The 17,587-nt window shown below is 36.0% G+C and carries 17 protein-coding genes, 1 rRNA gene and 2 pseudogenes; 10 read left to right on the forward strand and 10 right to left on the reverse strand.

What is annotated here, in order from left to right; all coding sequences use genetic code 11:
- Positions 1-14: 14 nt before the first annotated feature.
- The 3 genes from sdhD to AAGD62_RS05865 form a co-directional block, all read right to left on the reverse strand.
- The gene (gene sdhD / locus AAGD62_RS05855) at positions 15-371 is read right to left on the reverse strand and encodes a succinate dehydrogenase, hydrophobic membrane anchor protein (protein WP_155969122.1); all 357 of its coding nucleotides are present in this window, start codon (positions 369-371) and stop codon (positions 15-17) included.
- On the reverse strand, positions 368-745 hold the full coding sequence (sdhC, locus tag AAGD62_RS05860) for a succinate dehydrogenase, cytochrome b556 subunit (RefSeq protein ID WP_007548462.1): 378 nt from the start codon (positions 743-745) through the stop codon (positions 368-370). Before sdhC ends, sdhD begins: the two co-directional genes overlap by 4 nt.
- A 100-nt stretch (positions 746-845) precedes the next feature.
- A 16S ribosomal RNA gene (locus AAGD62_RS05865) occupies positions 846-2,350 on the reverse strand.
- Between the two features lie 153 nt (positions 2,351-2,503).
- Between AAGD62_RS05865 and AAGD62_RS05870 the strand changes: the two genes are divergently transcribed.
- Positions 2,504-3,118, forward strand: coding sequence for a hypothetical protein (locus AAGD62_RS05870; protein WP_155969120.1), 615 nt, complete (start codon positions 2,504-2,506; stop codon positions 3,116-3,118).
- 404 nt (positions 3,119-3,522) lie between these two features.
- Here AAGD62_RS05870 and AAGD62_RS05875 read toward each other — a convergent pair.
- Positions 3,523-4,355, reverse strand: a protein-coding gene (locus tag AAGD62_RS05875) for an IS5-like element ISWpi1 family transposase (RefSeq protein ID WP_094189578.1) whose coding sequence is annotated in 2 segments (ribosomal slippage) — positions 3,523-3,986 and positions 3,986-4,355 — 834 coding nt in all. Because the reading frame shifts where the segments join, the coding sequence is not laid out codon by codon here.
- Positions 4,356-4,446: 91 nt separating this feature from the next.
- Between AAGD62_RS05875 and AAGD62_RS05880 the strand changes: the two genes are divergently transcribed.
- On the forward strand, positions 4,447-5,106 hold the full coding sequence (locus tag AAGD62_RS05880; RefSeq protein ID WP_155969032.1) for a transposase: 660 nt from the start codon (positions 4,447-4,449) through the stop codon (positions 5,104-5,106).
- 213 nt (positions 5,107-5,319) lie between these two features.
- On the opposite strand, the gene AAGD62_RS05885 is transcribed toward AAGD62_RS05880, so the two are convergent.
- Complete coding sequence (locus tag AAGD62_RS05885; RefSeq protein WP_010082345.1) at positions 5,320-6,594, reverse strand: APC family permease; 1,275 nt, start codon at positions 6,592-6,594, stop codon at positions 5,320-5,322.
- Between the two features lie 257 nt (positions 6,595-6,851).
- Positions 6,852-7,684 (reverse strand): IS5-like element ISWpi1 family transposase gene (locus tag AAGD62_RS05890; RefSeq protein WP_094189578.1). Its coding sequence is split into 2 segments (ribosomal slippage): positions 6,852-7,315 and positions 7,315-7,684, totalling 834 coding nucleotides; the frame shifts between segments, so codons are not numbered across the junction.
- Between the two features lie 459 nt (positions 7,685-8,143).
- Here AAGD62_RS05890 and AAGD62_RS05895 point away from each other — a divergent pair.
- The 6 genes from AAGD62_RS05895 to AAGD62_RS05915 all read left to right on the forward strand — a co-directional run bounded on the left by AAGD62_RS05895 (position 8,144) and on the right by AAGD62_RS05915 (position 11,750).
- Complete coding sequence (locus AAGD62_RS05895; RefSeq protein WP_341812707.1) at positions 8,144-9,094, forward strand: hypothetical protein; 951 nt, start codon at positions 8,144-8,146, stop codon at positions 9,092-9,094.
- A 404-nt stretch (positions 9,095-9,498) separates the two neighbouring features.
- Positions 9,499-10,665, forward strand: coding sequence for an aspartate kinase (locus tag AAGD62_RS05900; RefSeq protein ID WP_155969028.1), 1,167 nt, complete (start codon positions 9,499-9,501; stop codon positions 10,663-10,665).
- A 91-nt stretch (positions 10,666-10,756) separates the two neighbouring features.
- Positions 10,757-10,960 (forward strand): transposase, encoded by a 204-nt coding sequence (locus tag AAGD62_RS05905; protein ID WP_155969026.1) that lies wholly within the window; start codon positions 10,757-10,759, stop codon positions 10,958-10,960.
- A gap of 33 nt (positions 10,961-10,993) precedes the next feature.
- The gene (locus AAGD62_RS05910) at positions 10,994-11,122 is read left to right on the forward strand and encodes a hypothetical protein (protein ID WP_255317429.1); all 129 of its coding nucleotides are present in this window, start codon (positions 10,994-10,996) and stop codon (positions 11,120-11,122) included.
- 17 nt (positions 11,123-11,139) lie between these two features.
- A complete protein-coding gene (locus AAGD62_RS06915; RefSeq protein WP_246165591.1) occupies positions 11,140-11,286 on the forward strand; it encodes a hypothetical protein in 147 nt (48 codons plus the stop codon).
- A 251-nt stretch (positions 11,287-11,537) separates the two neighbouring features.
- Positions 11,538-11,750 (forward strand): hypothetical protein, encoded by a 213-nt coding sequence (locus AAGD62_RS05915; protein WP_065094389.1) that lies wholly within the window; start codon positions 11,538-11,540, stop codon positions 11,748-11,750.
- Positions 11,751-11,904: 154 nt separating this feature from the next.
- On the opposite strand, the gene AAGD62_RS05920 is transcribed toward AAGD62_RS05915, so the two are convergent.
- The 3 genes from AAGD62_RS05920 to AAGD62_RS05930 all read right to left on the reverse strand — a co-directional run bounded on the left by AAGD62_RS05920 (position 11,905) and on the right by AAGD62_RS05930 (position 15,193).
- Positions 11,905-13,821, reverse strand: coding sequence for an ATP-dependent helicase (locus AAGD62_RS05920; RefSeq protein WP_155969319.1), 1,917 nt, complete (start codon positions 13,819-13,821; stop codon positions 11,905-11,907).
- Between the two features lie 127 nt (positions 13,822-13,948).
- Positions 13,949-14,368, reverse strand: a complete 420-nt coding sequence (locus tag AAGD62_RS05925; RefSeq protein ID WP_155969321.1) for a hypothetical protein — start codon at positions 14,366-14,368, stop codon at positions 13,949-13,951.
- Positions 14,361-15,193 (reverse strand): IS5-like element ISWpi1 family transposase gene (locus AAGD62_RS05930; RefSeq protein ID WP_094189578.1). Its coding sequence is split into 2 segments (ribosomal slippage): positions 14,361-14,824 and positions 14,824-15,193, totalling 834 coding nucleotides; the frame shifts between segments, so codons are not numbered across the junction. The genes AAGD62_RS05925 and AAGD62_RS05930 overlap by 8 nt, the downstream gene beginning before the upstream one ends.
- 96 nt (positions 15,194-15,289) lie before the next feature.
- On the opposite strand from AAGD62_RS05930, the gene AAGD62_RS05935 reads away from it, so the two are divergent.
- Positions 15,290-15,781, forward strand: a complete 492-nt coding sequence (locus AAGD62_RS05935; RefSeq protein ID WP_341812708.1) for a DnaJ domain-containing protein — start codon at positions 15,290-15,292, stop codon at positions 15,779-15,781.
- Positions 15,782-15,964: 183 nt separating this feature from the next.
- Here the strand turns inward: AAGD62_RS05935 and AAGD62_RS05940 are convergent.
- Positions 15,965-16,904 (reverse strand): annotated as a pseudogene (locus AAGD62_RS05940) (IS110 family transposase).
- A gap of 216 nt (positions 16,905-17,120) precedes the next feature.
- Between AAGD62_RS05940 and AAGD62_RS05945 the strand changes: the two are divergent.
- Positions 17,121-17,528 (forward strand): annotated as a pseudogene (locus AAGD62_RS05945) (IS4 family transposase); the annotation flags it as partial.
- Positions 17,529-17,587 lie beyond the last annotated feature (59 nt).

Below are 17,587 nucleotides of genomic sequence, written 5' to 3' on the forward strand. Positions count from 1 at the left end.
CAGCACCGGTGATTTTACAAGAAAATATGCCTGTAGAAGATAAAGATTGTAAAAGCGAGGGTTATATAAGTAATGCTTGATAAGTACTTTATGCATGTAATTGTAAAAATCCTCAAAGGTACGCTGTGTATATAATCTTCGCATACTACCTGCATTCCAAGAACTGCGTGCCAAAAAATGCAAAACAACAATACAACAAAAAATAAAAGCTCTAGAGGGTGATTAATAAATTTTTCACTAAAAGACAAAGAGCTATCAGTATAAAATGTGCAAGAAAATGAATAGATAAACCAAGAAAACAGGAACAGTAAAATTACCGCAGAAACACGCTGAACCCACCAATGATGTACTGAATTTCCAGACTGACTCATATAAACATAAATAAAAAAGCCATAGTAGAAAGAAGTAGCGTTACTGTCAGCAGTATAGCACTCCTTGAAACGCCAGTAATTTCTAAATTAAGCCCAGCATCCCACAATAAATGACGAATACCATTAAGAAAATGATATACAAAACTTATAAAACATAAGACATAAGCTAATTTAGCAACAGGAGTGAATAATAATGCATTTAAGTACCTTACTATAAGTAACTCAGGAAAGTAAACATGTAATATGAAATACCAAGAAAGTATCATTAATAAAAGGAATAGCAAGATACCAGTCAATCTATGCATAATAGAGAAAAAACTAGTAACTTGTACTTTATATATTTGTAAATGTGGAGAAAGAGGTCTATCACTCATAAAATTCCGTTATCGGGAAATTAAAATAAAGTAGAAGTAAAGACAGCAGTATAGCACATAACAACACCATCATTAAAAATGGTAAGTTATGCGCAAAGCCTAAGGAGGTAATCCAGCTGCAGATTCCCCTACTGCTACCTTGTTACGACTTCACCCCAGTCACCGATCCCACTTTAAATAACTCCCTCCTTGCGGTTAGGTCGTTAGCTTCGAGTGAAACCAATTCCCATGGCGTGACGGGCAGTGTGTACAAGACCCGAGAACGTATTCACCGTGGCGTGCTGATCCACGATTACTAGCGATTCCAACTTCATGCACTCGAGTTGCAGAGTACAATCCGAACTGAGATGGCTTTTAAGGGATTAGCTTAGCCTCGCGACTTTGCAGCCCATTGTAGCCACCATTGTAGCACGTGTGTAGCCCACTCCATAAGGGCCATGATGACTTGACATCATCCCCACCTTCCTCCAGTTTATCACTGGCAGTTTCCTTAAAGTCCCCAGCATTACCTGATGGTAACTAAGGATGAGGGTTGCGCTCGTTGCGGGACTTAACCCAACATCTCACGACACGAGCTGACGACAGCCATGCAACACCTGTGTGAAACCCGGCCGAACCGACCCTATCCCTTCGAATAGGTATAATTTCCATGTCAAGGAGTGGTAAGGTTTTTCGCGTTGCATCGAATTAAACCACATGCTCCACCGCTTGTGCGGGTCCCCGTCAATTCCTTTGAGTTTTAATCTTGCGACCGTAGTCCCCAGGCGGAATGTTTAACGCGTTAGCTGTAATACAGAAAGTAAAACTTCCCATATTTAACATTCATCGTTTACAGCGTGGACTACCAGGGTATCTAATCCTGTTTGCTCCCCACGCCTTCGCGCCTCAGCGTCAGATTTGAACCAGATAGACGCCTTCGCCACTGGTGTTCCTCCTAATATTTACGAATTTCACCTCTACACTAGGAATTCCTCTATCCTCTTTCAATCTCTAGATTAGCAGTTTTAAAAGCAATTCCAAGGTTGAGCCTTGGGATTTCACTTTTAACTTACTAATCCGCCTACGCGCCCTTTACGCCCAATAATTCCGAATAACGCTAGCCCTCTCCGTATTACCGCGGCTGCTGGCACGGAGTTAGCCAGGACTTCTTCTGTGAGTACCGTCATTATCTTCCTCACTAAAAGAGCTTTACAACCCAAAGGCCTTCTTCACTCATGCGGCATGGCTGGATCAGGCTTTCGCCCATTGTCCAATATTCCCCACTGCTGCCTCCCGTAGGAGTCTGGACCGTATCTCAGTTCCAGTGTGGCTGATCATCCTCTCAGATCAGCTATAGATCATTGCCTTGGTAGGCTATTACTCCACCAACTAGCTAATCTAATATAGGCTCATCTAATAGCAATAAATTTTTCCCCCGTAGGGCGTATACGGTATTAGTTGCCGTTTCCAACAATTATTCCGTACTACTAGGTAGATTCCTATACATTACTCACCCGTCTGCCACTAAGTTATACCATAGCAAGCTACAATATAACTCCGTTCGACTTGCATGTGTTAGGCCTGCCGCCAGCGTTCATTCTGAGCCAGGATCAAACTCTCAAATTTAGACTTCAACCTATAAAAGGTTGAGGGTACATCGGATAAATCCGACAAAAAATAATTTAGCTTAATACTGCTGTCTTTATTTCTACTTTAGAAATATTTTAATCTCCAACTATTCAAACAACTTTAAGAATATTATTATGTGATATAATCACTATGTCAATATGTTTTTGCAAATCAAAAGCATTAATGTATAAATATATAACTATTTGGAATATTACCATGAAAAAATACATCTTTCTGCTTGCACTCGCGCCAATGTTAGTTGGCATCACATTATACTTATTGCGCAACATTGATAACACAAAACAATCTATAACTGCAGGTGACAAGTTTTACGAAGTATTATTCTTAAAAAAAGATAATAAGCCGCTGCTAGAAGAAATAGATTCAAATTGGGAGTATTTAGCAAATTTTGAACGCGCATTCAATCATATCTCAGATTCAATGCCAACAGACACAGCATCTATTTATAATGATTTGGCAGATGATAAAGATGCTCCTAATGTTTTGCGTGAGTTAGCACAATATTTAGAAGTAATGAGCTTACTTCACTCCAACGGTGAAAAAATAAATAAAGATAAAATTGATAATTTAGAATCAAGCACAGTGTATCCTTATTCAAGCCAAGAAGCTATTGCTGTAGTAAAGATACACAATAACGACGTTAAGGGTGCAACTGAAATATTGCGTTCCCTATTAAATGATAGAAAATGCCCTATCCTAATCAAAGCTAATGCACAAGAATTACTCAGGATATATGGGAGTTAACTCATTGGACTTTTTGCATAGCTTTTGGCAGCGCATCGGATGAAACGAAAAAACTTACTTGACACCCTTCGCCAGCCCCCTTATCATGATAGTGAAGCTATTGTATTTGCTTTCGCCAATCTGCAGATTAAAAGGTAAGGATTACTTAATGTATCGGCGTCTTATGTTCAATTTTTTGCAGTATATAGATACTGTATGTCTTTACAAAACTTCATCTACATCTAGATTTTTATCTAAATAAGCTGAACGCGCTTATAAAGCGTTACAAGACATCAAAAAATGCCAATACTCGACAGAGATAGTAAAAGACTAGCTAACTCGGGGATTCTTTGTCTTTTTTTCTGCTTAGTAAACTTCTTAAACATTTGCAGCGTAAGTTAGAGGTTGTCCGGAAACTAGTAAATTCAAGCATATTCCCTCTTTAACATAACCCTACTCATAGCTAGGTATATGAAATTCTCAGTGGATGTTGTGAGTAAATCATACTCCTTCGATAGCCTTCTATTCCTATTAACCCAAGCAAAAGTCCTTTCTACAACCCATCTTCTTGGCTGTACTTTAAACCCTTGTTCTCTTGTTGGTAGTAGCTCAGGTGGCGTATCTTTGTGCACCCAAAATCTACATGGAGGCCTTTTAACAATTTCAATATCTATGTCATATTCTTCCTTTATGTGATTCTTTAAATTTCTTCCTTGGTATCCCATGTCAGCCCACATTTTTTTAACTTTAGTATATTTTGTTCTCATATTGTTTAATGCTATTTTAATACCATCTCTATCATTTTCGTTAGCAGCGCCTACGTAACAACCTAGTATAAAACCCTGAGTGTCTGTAATTATATGCCTTTTTCTACCCTTTACTTTTTTACTTCCATCATAGCCTTTGATCCTCCCTTTTCTGTAGTCTTTACAGATTGACTATCTACTATACAGGCACTCGGCTGCTCATTCCTTCCTATTTTTCTTCTACTATATTTTGTAATTTCATAATTCATTTTCTCAAAAATTCCCTGCTTCTTCCATTGCCTGAACTGCTCATACACAGTCTTCCATAGCGGAAAATCATTTGGTAAATACCGCCATTGACACCCTGTACGCAATACATAGAAAATTGCTTCTAATATTTCTCTTTTGCTATACTTTGGCGGCCTTCCTCCTTTCTTGTATGATACTCTGAAGTGTTTTTCTATTCTTGCCCATTCCCTTTCGCTTAGATCTGTTGGATACTTTTTTCTCATCTTTACCCCGTACTAAAATTTCAGATATTATAGCCTTTTACTTATTTCCGGACAACCTCTCAGAAATAAGACAGATAAATCAGATGCAGCTATGATAGCTAGATTTTGTATCGCCAACAAACCTGCTCTTTGGAAGCCCATTGCACCTGAAATGAGGCATTTGAGGGAGCTTTACCGTTGCATGCAATCGCTAAAAGATGATAAGGTGCAACAGACAAATCGCTTGGAAAACAAAAATATGCATTCCAGTTGCAAAGAAGCTATATCTAAAGTAATTTTGGCAATAGAGGAGCAAATTATTGTTCTCGAAAAAGAAATTAATGAGCATATAAATAACTATCCACATCTAAAAAATATGGTGGAAAACCTTAAGACTATAAAAGGTATAGGATATCTTACTGCTGTTGCTGTTGCTGTTGTCGCAGAAATGCCATCAGTTGATAACTTTGACAATGCTAAACAATTTACAGCTTTTGCTGGTCTAAATCCAGGACATTATCAATCGGGATCGTCAGTAAGTAAGAGAAGTTGCATATGCAAAATAGGATCTGAGCGTATTCGAAAAGCTCTTTATATGCCAGCTATAGTAGTCAAAAACCATAATAATCATTTTCAAAAGTTTTGTCAGCGTCTAGCAAGTAAAGGCAAATGTCCAAAAGTCATAGTTCTTGCGTTAATGCGAAAATTAATGCATGTCTTTTTTGGTATTCTTAAAAATAATCAACCATTTAATTGTAATTTTGTTGGATAATTTGTTTGACAGCAGAGACAGTATCTGGGATCCAGATTGGGCACTAAGTTGGTAAACACGAAAGCGATTAATCCTTTACAACGTTTTTGATGGAACTGCGCGAAAGAACTGGATGCCAGTGTCACGCACTGGCATGACACCCATTTCTTCCTATAGTTGTCTTTTCTCGTCTACCTTATTTTGCCACTCTGCTGAACAGATACATAACATTTGCTATACAGAAACTCTGCGATACCAAAATAAATAAAGAGGTACGCCACTTGCAGTGAATAAGCTTGCGATCAGCAAGGTATTCACAGAAGTTTCAAATATTACCCAGCAGCAAAAGGTTGTTGCTATACTGCCAATTAAAAATTTGTAACAACTCTTTTCTTGCACAATAACTTTGAGAAAAGCAAGACTGCATGCAAGGTAAACAAATAAAAATGAAACTACAGAAAAGTCGATAATTGATGTGATCTGCTTAGCAAAATTGTTGCTTGAAGTGAGGATTAGTAAAGTTGCAGTTCCAACTGAGCTAGTTGTTATGCCCCAGAAAGGAGAACCGTGCTTGTTTCTTTGAGCAAAAAACTGTGGCATCAGTTTATCTTTTGCAAGGCCAAGGGCCACTTGTCCACTAGCTAGTACCCAAGCGTTTAAAGTACCAACACAAAAAATGAACGCAGTTATAGAAATAATCAAGTGCCAATTGCCAGAGGCCATAATTTTTATTGCGTCAACATATGGTGCTCTTGAACTTGCTAAATCATTGCCATTTATTAATCCCATAATTGCAAGATTGTTGATAAAATACACAACAGCAACAGAGATTGTTCCAAGTACCACAGCTCTTGGTATTGTTCTAGCTGGATTATCAACTGACCCTGCAGGTGCTGTTGCCAATTCAACTCCAATAAAACCCCATAGAGTAATAAGTGTAGAACGGGCAAGAATCTGCGATGTTGTAAGATTTGATATTTCTTCACTTATGATGAAGTTATTTCTATCAAAAAAAAACAATGCTGCTATAGGTATTACAAGCAATACAGAAATTTTTATCACCGTCAATAAAAACTCAACACGTCCAGCAGTAGCTACTCCTCTAAAATTTATTAGTGTAATAATTGTAAGTAATAACATCTCTAAAAACAGATGTACGTTTTGAATATCTTCATGGAAAAATGGTGTAAGATAACCAACACCCACAACTATTACGGCTGTTGTGCTAACCCATGAGATCACCCAATACGTCCAACCAACAAAAAAAGCTGCAGCAGGGCCAAAAGCATGCTTTACATAGACGTGAGGGCCACCCGTTTCCGGAAATTTTGCGCAGAGTGAGGCAAAAACTAAAGCAAGAGATATAGCACCAAGCCCTGATATTATCCAGCTTATAAGGCTATACATGCCATATGGAGCAAGGCTAATTGGAAGCATAAAAATTCCAGAGCCAATTTGGCTGCTAATCACTAAGGCAAAAATAGCCCAAAAACCTATTTTATTTGACACAATAATTCTTATCTAAATAGATTAACAATATACCCTAAACTCAGAAATTTCAATTGATCTTTTAACATAAAAACTTGCATTTTTTTCAATTTATTCCTAAAATAGATTATATTAACAGATTATTAAGAGGGGGTTATGAATCCGAGATTAAAAGCATTTTTGGTTGTTTGTAGTATTATTGCATTTTTGATTGCACTTTTGTTTCTCGTGTATTATTTAAATCTTCTTGTTAAGAGGTTGTCCGGAAACTAGTAAATTCAAGCATATTCCCTCTTTAACATAACCCTACTCATAGCTAGGTATATGAAATTCTCAGTGGATGTTGTGAGTAAATCATACTCCTTCGATAGCCTTCTATTCCTATTAACCCAAGCAAAAGTCCTTTCTACAACCCATCTTCTTGGCTGTACTTTAAACCCTTGTTCTCTTGTTGGTAGTAGCTCAGGTGGCGTATCTTTGTGCACCCAAAATCTACATGGAGGCCTTTTAACAATTTCAATATCTATGTCATATTCTTCCTTTATGTGATTCTTTAAATTTCTTCCTTGGTATCCCATGTCAGCCCACATTTTTTTAACTTTAGTATATTTTGTTCTCATATTGTTTAATGCTATTTTAATACCATCTCTATCATTTTCGTTAGCAGCGCCTACGTAACAACCTAGTATAAAACCCTGAGTGTCTGTAATTATATGCCTTTTTCTACCCTTTACTTTTTTACTTCCATCATAGCCTTTGATCCTCCCTTTTCTGTAGTCTTTACAGATTGACTATCTACTATACAGGCACTCGGCTGCTCATTCCTTCCTATTTTTCTTCTACTATATTTTGTAATTTCATAATTCATTTTCTCAAAAATTCCCTGCTTCTTCCATTGCCTGAACTGCTCATACACAGTCTTCCATAGCGGAAAATCATTTGGTAAATACCGCCATTGACACCCTGTACGCAATACATAGAAAATTGCTTCTAATATTTCTCTTTTGCTATACTTTGGCGGCCTTCCTCCTTTCTTGTATGATACTCTGAAGTGTTTTTCTATTCTTGCCCATTCCCTTTCGCTTAGATCTGTTGGATACTTTTTTCTCATCTTTACCCCGTACTAAAATTTCAGATATTATAGCCTTTTACTTATTTCCGGACAACCTCTAACTATATCCTTGACCCGATTCTAGTTCGTCCCTTTGAAAGATTATACAAAAACTTAATTGTTGATGGTCTTGATGCCTATTTATCTACAAGCACTTCTAGCCCTGCACTAGCATTTTTGGCTACAGGTTTTATTGTTATTGCTGCGTTTATTTGCCTGAATAAAATGCTTCTTCCCTTGCAAGAGAAGATCATAAACAACTATACCTCCTTTAAAAACAACAATATTGATAGCAATAGCATGTTGTTTGAGGTTTATAAAGATCCAACAATAAAATTAAAGGACAAAATCTTATTCTTCAGTATACACTTGATATATTACCTACAGCTTCCATTTTTGTATATTGCATCAAAGGTATCAGCTCTACGTGGGTTTCTTATATTTAATTTTGGTTTATTATTGTTAAATTATGCACTGCTAATTCCAGTAGCACTTCTTGAGTTAATAAAATATCCATCAGTAAAACTCTTTTCACCTTTGGGTTTGAATGTAAAGCAGCTAAGCTTTTTGTTTAATGTAAGTGATGTGGGCACTGGTAGTCAAAGTGTTCATACTAGAAGTTTTGAGGAAAGTGTCATAAACTGCGCTGAAGAACTAAAACAGAAATTTGGAACTCAACCAAATGTACTCAATAAAGAGTTTGAAGACTACATAAATAATTCAGATGAGCTTACAACTGAGCAAAAAGAGCAATTAAAACTTTATCTTAACTTTAATGGTTCCAATGAAGCAGCTTGGCAAGAATCAAAAACTGGACTAACTCTCACACAAGCTGCAAACTTAGTTTCAACTGCTGCTAAGAATCAAAAATCAGATGTGAATTCACTATTACTAATGAATTTAAAGGATGGACTTGGTTTATGTACTCTGGGAATGTTCGATCGTATTATTTATTCGCTTAGTTGTCTTGAAGCGAAAAATAATTTCTTGGTTCAAATAAATGGAGCAGTGAACGTATTAACACCTAAATTTACTGAAAGATTTTTAAAAGAATATTGCAATTATAAAAAATTAAAAATTTTGGTAGACAAGTTTGAAGATTTTTACTCCGAAGATTATGCGGATAAAAATAATATAAGCGATGAGGTGAAGAGCAACATTAACCAATCAATAATAGAAATAAGAGAATTTGTCTTTAAAGAGCTTTACATAAAATTTTACGAAGAGTATGGAAAAAGTATTCAAAGAGGTGCCATAAAGCAAAAATTAAGGGAATTAGTTACAGATGATAGTATAAAGGAAGCAGTGTATTATTCAATGTATAATATAGAAATCCCTGCAGAACCACCTACTTATCTTGAAAGAGTAAAAGCATTTTTTGGAGGTCATGCAAGGTCTCCTGCTGCTTAGTGGTGGGCTCATGTCATGGTAGAAAATTTTGACTTTAGCTAAAAAAATTACTTCCGCATACTTGAAACCTCATTATAATGACAATTAGAGATGTTTCTCGAGCTCAAAATTTGTCTCCGTCTGCAGACTTTTCATTTAAATTTCAGTTAAAAATGTGGCGTATCTTCTTCAGTGTATGTGGGTGCACACGCATACTTAATCTCTGCCCAATGTGCGTTGCATTTTTTCTGAATCTTGTTCATATGGGGGATTCTATGCCTAAAATTCCAGACACTTGACTTTAGCTAAAAACCAACTGGCGCCTATGGTTTTTTATAGTTTTATCTTCCCTTTTCTGAATGGCTTGCAAGCTGCTATCTCTACAAAAACTATGTTTTTCTTCAGAAGAGAGTTATATTGTAACTATGGACAAAATAATCATAAAAAAATTTGGTGGGACTTCGCTAACTGATTTAAACCGAGTTGCAAATTTGATAAAAAACGATATTGAGAAAGGTTGTAATGTAATCGTTGTTGTATCTGCTGTTGCAGGATTTACTGACCAAATGGCTTTTCAGGCTAGGCAAATCTCAAATTTAAGTTGCAGACAAGAGTTATCAGAGTATGACGTTATGCTTTCAGCAGGAGAACAAATCTCTTGCGGTCTATTAGCTATCACTCTCCAATCGATCGGAGTTAATGCTAAATCGTGGCTTGCCTGGCAGTTACCAATTGTAACTGATGATTTTTATTCTGAGTCTAAAATAAAAACAATAAAGATTGACCGTGTGAAAAGATCTTTTGCTGAGGGTTATACTGCTGCGATCATTGCTGGTTTTCAGGGTATAAATGATGATAGAATCACTACTTTTGGAAGAGGAGGCTCTGATATATCAGCAGTTGCCTTCGCGGTAGCCTTTGGTGTTAGAATTTGCGAAATTTTTACTGATATTGATGGAATATATACAGCAGACCCGAGAATTGTTCCAAAGGCACGCAAGCTCAAATTTATCTCTTACGATGAAATGTTGGAAATGTCGTCATCTGGTGCTAAAATACTGCATAATCGTTCAGTACAACTTGCAATGAAACATAACATTAAAGTGCAAGTGCTATCCACTTTTAAGGAAGTAGAAGGCACCACAGTGCTACACAAAAGGGATGTACTAGAGAGATACTTAATTACTGGAATAACTTATAGCACTAATGAAGCTCTTGTAACTTTCACTAACCTTGCAAATAACTTGCGTACTTTAAGAGATATAGCAGGAGCAAACGTTAAAATTGATATGATACATGGGTCAAGTTTTGTTATCTCCAAATTTGATATTGATTTAATGGAAAAGTTACTGAATAAGAATGAAAATTATGCTATAAACGATAATGTAGCTAAAATTTCAATAATTGGTATTGGTGTTATGTCTAACACTGAAGTGATGCACCGCACACTCAAGGTTTTAAGCGAAAAAAAGATAGAAATACTTGCTATCACAACATCTGAAATCAAAATCAGTATAATTGTTCAAAAAGAATGCGCTGTAGCTTTAGTCAAAGATTTACATACTGAGTATGAGCTTGATATGCAGCACTAGGATAGGCTTGACGTCCAGTTGTCTAAGAGTATGTCTTGAAAAGGAATGAGGAAAAAAATATGATAGTGTAAGTAAAAAATAGGAGGGAAAATTGTATCCAAGTGATATAAGTGATAAGAAATGGGAAATTTTGGAGCCACATGTTGCACAAGGAAAGATAGGGAGGCCAAGAAAGCACAATATCAGAACAATTATTAATGCAATAAGGTATATAATGAGAGGTGGTTGTCAATGGAGAATGCTGCCGAAAGATTTTCCTCCATGGAAGACGGTGTATGACTATTTTCTCAGGTGACGTAGTAATGGCAAATTGGAAAAAATACATAATATGCTAGTAAAAGAGGTAAGAAAAATGTTTGGTAAAAATGAAACACCTTCAGTAGGAATAATTGACAGTCAATCAGTAAAAACCACTCAAAAAGGGGATCCAGAGGATATGATGCTGAAAAAAAAATAAAGGGTAGAAAACGTCATATTGTTGTAGATACAGTGGGCTTAATTATTGCGGCTGATGTTCATAGTGCAAGTGTTCAAGATCGTGATGGTGCTCTAAATCTTTTCACTCAAGCTAAATACAAGGCTCCAACTTTACGTAAGTTTTTGCTGATCAAGGATACATAGCAAAACCGCTGTTTATTGGAGACAGGATACGATTACCAAGAAAGCTGTTGATGTTACAGGATTTTTCGACAATCTGGACCACAATTTAGCACTGCAGGCTATCAAGAAGCACACAGACTGCAAATGGGTCATACTGTATGTTGAAAGGTGGATGAAATCCCCTATTCAGCAAGCAGATGGCAGTAAGGTAGTTAGGGAAAAAAGGAGTTCCGCAAGGAGGTTCAATAAGCCCAATCATTTCAAACATATTTATGCACCATGCATTTGATATATGGATGAAACAAAATCACCCAACAGTACCATTTGAAAGATATGTGGATGATGCGATAGTGCACTGCAGAACTAAAAGACAGGCAGAATTTATGCGAGCAGCAATTGAAGAAAGATTGGCACAATGTAAGCTAAAATTGCAACCTGATACCAATGCCATTCCAAAACTCCATCATTATACTGCCTTAGTATAACCTTCTCACTTCTATTGTCTATTTGTTTGTTATGTAATAGAAATTGGTATGAGATTGAAGAATTAAGTGTGAACGGTTACAGAATTTTTGCCAGGAGAAACATATAGTTAAAGTAATTCAGATTTGTAAGATATGTTTATCTGCAATTATAGCTTCAACAGTAGGCAATGTTGCTTTTAATTACCTCAACATTTTCTCTTGGCAATTCTTTAATGAACCGAGAAGTGCGCATCGGTTGCCACTGGTTGTTAATTTCCCTCCTATCTGCACATGAAATGATTAACCTTTCTTTGGCTCTGGTTATGCCAACATATGCGAGTCTCCTTTCTTCTTCTAAAGCTTTACCACTTTTGTCATCAAAAGATCTTTGATGAGGAAATAATCCCTCTTCCCAACCAGGTAGAAACACGCACGGGAATTCAAGTCCTTTGGCTGCATGAAGAGTCATAACATATACGGTGTCATCGTTATTCATATTATCCACTTCCATCACCAAACTTATGTGCTCCAAGAAAGTTGTGGCATTATCGAAATTTTTTAAAGATGAGATGAGCTCCTTGACATTTTCTATTCGTGCTAAGCCTGTTACCTCCTCATTTTCAAGCATTTCAATATACCCTGATTGGTTTGCTACGATTTTAACGAATTCATGCAGTGGTTTTACGCTTACTATTTCTTCCCAAGCTTTAATTTTATTTAAAAAATCATTTAGTGAGAGTTTAATTCTTTCGGTTACTTGATTACTATTAACTAATATTTTTGCTGCCTCAAAAAAAGAAATTTTGTTATCCTGAGCAGTCGTGTATATTTTCTTTAGAGTTGTAGCTCCTATGCTTCTTTTTGGCCGGTTTACGATCCTTTCGAAAGCTAAGTCATCGTTATTGTTTGTAACGAGTCTTAAATATGCAATTATATCCCTGACTTCCTGACGTTCGTAGAATTTTACGCCACTTATAATCTTGTAGGGAATTGAATATTTTATAAAATACTCTTCGAGAACTCTAGTTTGAAAAGTGGCCCTTACCAGCACTGCAATGTCACTAAATCTGTATTTATTGAGCTTTAATATCTGTTCGCTTATGAACCTTGCTTCAGCTTTTCCGTCCCATAATTTTATTAGATTTACCTTTTCCCCTTCAATGTTTGTTGTCCACAATTTTTTTTCTAAGCGAGTCTTATTGTGATTGATAACATATGACGCAGTTGCAAGTATGTGGGATGTTGACCTGTAGTTACACTCTAGTTTAACGGTTTTTGCATTTTTAAAATCATCAGAAAACTTCAAAATATTTTCAACTTCTGCACCACGCCAACTATATATCGACTGGTCATCATCTCCTACACAGCAAATATTTGAGTGCTCTTTTGCAAGGTATTTTAGCCAAAGATATTGTATCGCATTTGTATCTTGATATTCATCTACCATGACATATTTAAACTTGTTTTGGTAGTAGGACAGAACTTCGGTCTTTTGATTAAAGAGTTGTATGTTATATAGCAATAAGTCACCAAAATCGACAGAGTTAAGGAATCTCAACCTTTCCTGATACTGGTGATAGACTTTGAGTGCAGTTACGTACACTGGCCTAAATGATTGAATATCTTCCACTTCAGATGGCAATAAGCACTTCTCTTTCCATTGCTGAATAATATTCATAATGGTCTTACATTTTTCTGATAGGTAATCAGGGCTTATTTCATTGATAATATTTTTTATTACCTGTAATTGGTCATCCACACCAATGATTGTAAAATTGGGGTTTAAGCCCACAATTTCTGCGTGCAGGCGCAAAATTTTTGCTGCAATTGCATGGAAAGTGCCAAGCCATGGTATGTTTGTGCCCGTTAGCTCAAGTACCCTTGATACCATCTCATTTGCTGCTTTATTTGTGAATGTAACAGCTAATATTTCATCAGAATAAGCGTGACCATTTCTAATTATGTGTGCTATTCTTGAAGTAATCGTTCTTGTTTTTCCGGTTCCGGCTCCTGCCAATATTAAAACCGGTCCATCTATGTTAGTTACAGCTGATTGTTGTTCTGGATTTAGCAGTGAGAGATAATCGTTCATCGTAGCCCTATAGATTATAACTTCGTAAAGTTAAACCTATGATTGAAATATTGTAAAGGTTTTATTGAATAGAACAGTTAAAGAATGCTTCACTCAAGTACTACATATTTAAACGTAGGTTTTACATCTATTTTGTTTTAGTAGTTTCAGGTGTATGTCGAGTAACAACAACTTGATTTGAGGTATTGGCACCAGAACTTCTGCTTGTTGGGTGGATAAGTGGAGTTTGGAATGGCTTATATGTACGGTTTAGTTCCTTCATTTCTATTTCTTCAACTTCAACAAGGGGTTTTTCTTTTGGGGTATAGCGATTATGCGTTGCAGGTCGTTCAGTGAGATTTTCATATGTTTCTTTCAACCAAGTTCCGATATCATACATAAATCCATACGCTTTTTCTTTAAATTCTCTCAATGATCTACTGAAACTTGCTAGTGTGTTATTAAAGTAAATTGTCATATAGTCTCTTGTGGTGTATTGATAACTTTCTCCATCTAGTCTGCTACTTTGTGCGTTAGAGGTTGTCCGGAAACTAGTAAATTCAAGCATATTCCCTCTTTAACATAACCCTACTCATAGCTAGGTATATGAAATTCTCAGTGGATGTTGTGAGTAAATCATACTCCTTCGATAGCCTTCTATTCCTATTAACCCAAGCAAAAGTCCTTTCTACAACCCATCTTCTTGGCTGTACTTTAAACCCTTGTTCTCTTGTTGGTAGTAGCTCAGGTGGCGTATCTTTGTGCACCCAAAATCTACATGGAGGCCTTTTAACAATTTCAATATCTATGTCATATTCTTCCTTTATGTGATTCTTTAAATTTCTTCCTTGGTATCCCATGTCAGCCCACATTTTTTTAACTTTAGTATATTTTGTTCTCATATTGTTTAATGCTATTTTAATACCATCTCTATCATTTTCGTTAGCAGCGCCTACGTAACAACCTAGTATAAAACCCTGAGTGTCTGTAATTATATGCCTTTTTCTACCCTTTACTTTTTTACTTCCATCATAGCCTTTGATCCCCCCTTTTCTGTAGTCTTTACAGATTGACTATCTACTATACAGGCACTCGGCTGCTCATTCCTTCCTATTTTTCTTCTACTATATTTTGTAATTTCATAATTCATTTTCTCAAAAATTCCCTGCTTCTTCCATTGCCTGAACTGCTCATACACAGTCTTCCATAGCGGAAAATCATTTGGTAAATACCGCCATTGACACCCTGTACGCAATACATAGAAAATTGCTTCTAATATTTCTCTTTTGCTATACTTTGGCGGCCTTCCTCCTTTCTTGTATGATACTCTGAAGTGTTTTTCTATTCTTGCCCATTCCCTTTCGCTTAGATCTGTTGGATACTTTTTTCTCATCTTTACCCCGTACTAAAATTTCAGATATTATAGCCTTTTACTTATTTCCGGACAACCTCTTAGTTAATTTGTAGGTGTAATGTGGCTAGAAATGTTTTGAATGAAAATGAGTACCACGCTTTAAAGCAGTTGTTTTTAACATTTAATATTCAAAAGGAGGATGTGGTAAATTCTGACATTAAGAATATTAAGAAAAAGCTTAGTCAACAATACCGTAAATTATCGTTAAAATATCACTCAGATAAAAACCCAAACAATAAAGAAGCGAAGGAGAAATTTAAGGTTATTGCATTAAATAAGCCATTTTTTGAAGAATTTATAATAGAGCCATTGGAGAAAGGTCTCAATAAAAGAAATAATTTAATAAAAGAATTACGCGGTAAGTTGTGGAGTCGCAGTTATGAAGAATTGCAAAAATACTTAGATGATAAGTGCAGAAATAAACTCTATAATAAGCAGCAGTCAATTAACAATAATGTAACTGCTTATGTAAAATATTCTTCTTATTCAAATCTCTTAGGAGTTCTTTTAGTATCCTTCACATCAATTGCATTTTTAATAATTAATGGTATCAACTATGTTTTTTAAAAATTTTTTTATTTGTGTAATTTTGCAAATTATATGGGCAATAAAAACCCGTTTGTCATAGAAATAGAATTTTATATCAAACAGCTACCACAGCAATTTCTGCTTAAGCTAATGAATATGTGCTTTAAGTCTGTGTGGACGCACATATTCATTAGCCAATTTCAGTTACCGTTGTGAAGATTTTTAAGTATGCAAATTAATTGCTTCTTTAAGTCTTGTATTAGCAATTACTATAATTTTACGCATTAGGGCTGTTATAGCCACCATCTTCTTCTTACCACTTTCAACAAGCTTAGAATAAAAGGCGCCAAGTATAGATTTCGACCTTGTAGCAGCCATAGCGGCTGTAAAGAGCTTTGAACGAACGTTACTTCTACCACCTGTAATCCTTCGGTAACCAACAGCTTTACCACTTTCTTTTGGATGCGGTGCAACTCCGGCAAGACTTGCTACTTCTTTTCTGTTTAAGTAACCAAGCTCTGGCATTAAACACAAAAAATCTTGTGATAACTTTTTACCTATTCCAGGAACTGTTTTAAGAATTTTTTGGCGTTGTTGTAATTCGCGGCTTTCATCAATAATCTTTTGTATAGTATCATTGAGTTCGTTTATTTGACTATCGAAAAACTCAATGGTCTTTTGACAGCTTTCTTTTATATGATCATTTTCCGGTGCTTCAAGTCTGCATTTTTCTTGAGTTCTCATTTGCGTAATATCATCACGACGTTGACAAAGTGCAGCCAAAGTTGATTGTTCTGTAGAGGTAGGTACAAATAGAGAGATAGTTCTATGGCGTTCAAATCCATATTGAGCAAGAGCTCTTGCATCTAGACTTTGCTAAAGTTCCGTGAGATAAAATAAAGCTTTTTACTTTACGAGTATTAGCTCGATGCACGGCAATATTTTTGTCGGTAAGAAAATGTGATAAGCCAAGCTCATATTTCCCTGTATTTTCTAAAGTCACTAAAGCATTAGGTAGAATATCTGAAAACTCTTGAAATAATTGTTGCCAACCAGAAGCATTATTATCAAATTCGACAGCATTCTTCTGTTTGTGAATTGCAACGACATTTTTAAATTTTCCGATGTCAATGCCAATAAAATTTTGATAAGATGTAACCATAATAAACCTCGATAGTTTTAGTTAATTTAAGATTGTAAACGGGTGCATATATATGTCCCAAGCAACTATTCAAACGTATCGAGAGATAGGGCTAGCGTACCTTGATACCAACGGTTGTAATACCAATTTCCTTTCGGTCGCGCACGCCCGCTATTCCTAGTGAGCAGGGTTATCTTTCTCTCTTATCTCTTTTATATCACGTTTTTAACTTACAATTGCCTTAGATGGAAAATAGAGATATTACATAAAATTTTAAATTCGGTCTCAAAGTTGAAGAATGTAGGCTTGGAATAGCAGAAAGACTAATGAGATATCTAACAGTTATGAGTATTATTGCTTGGAGGATCTTCTTTATTACATCAATTGCAAGAGCTAACCCAACATTACCATGTACTACCTTATTAGCTGAAGAGGAATGGAAAGTTTTATACGTTAAAATACACAGAAAACCATGTCCAAGTGTAGTTCCCAACATAAAAGAAGCTGTTTCATGAACTTGGAGGCCATTTAGCAAGAAAAAATGACCCAGAACCAGGACCTTATGTTCTTTGGAAAGGATATAAACGTCTCTTTGATTTAGCAGAAGGATGGCGACTTGCTCACGAACCTCATATTTGTGGGTAATAGTAAGTTGTTAGCGGGATCTGGAGATACCGCGGCGGTATGACGTAGGGAATCTTACT

Origin of the sequence: Wolbachia endosymbiont (group A) of Eristalinus aeneus, from assembly GCF_964026915.1 — a bacterium.
Lineage (GTDB): Bacteria > Pseudomonadota > Alphaproteobacteria > Rickettsiales > Anaplasmataceae > Wolbachia > Wolbachia pipientis.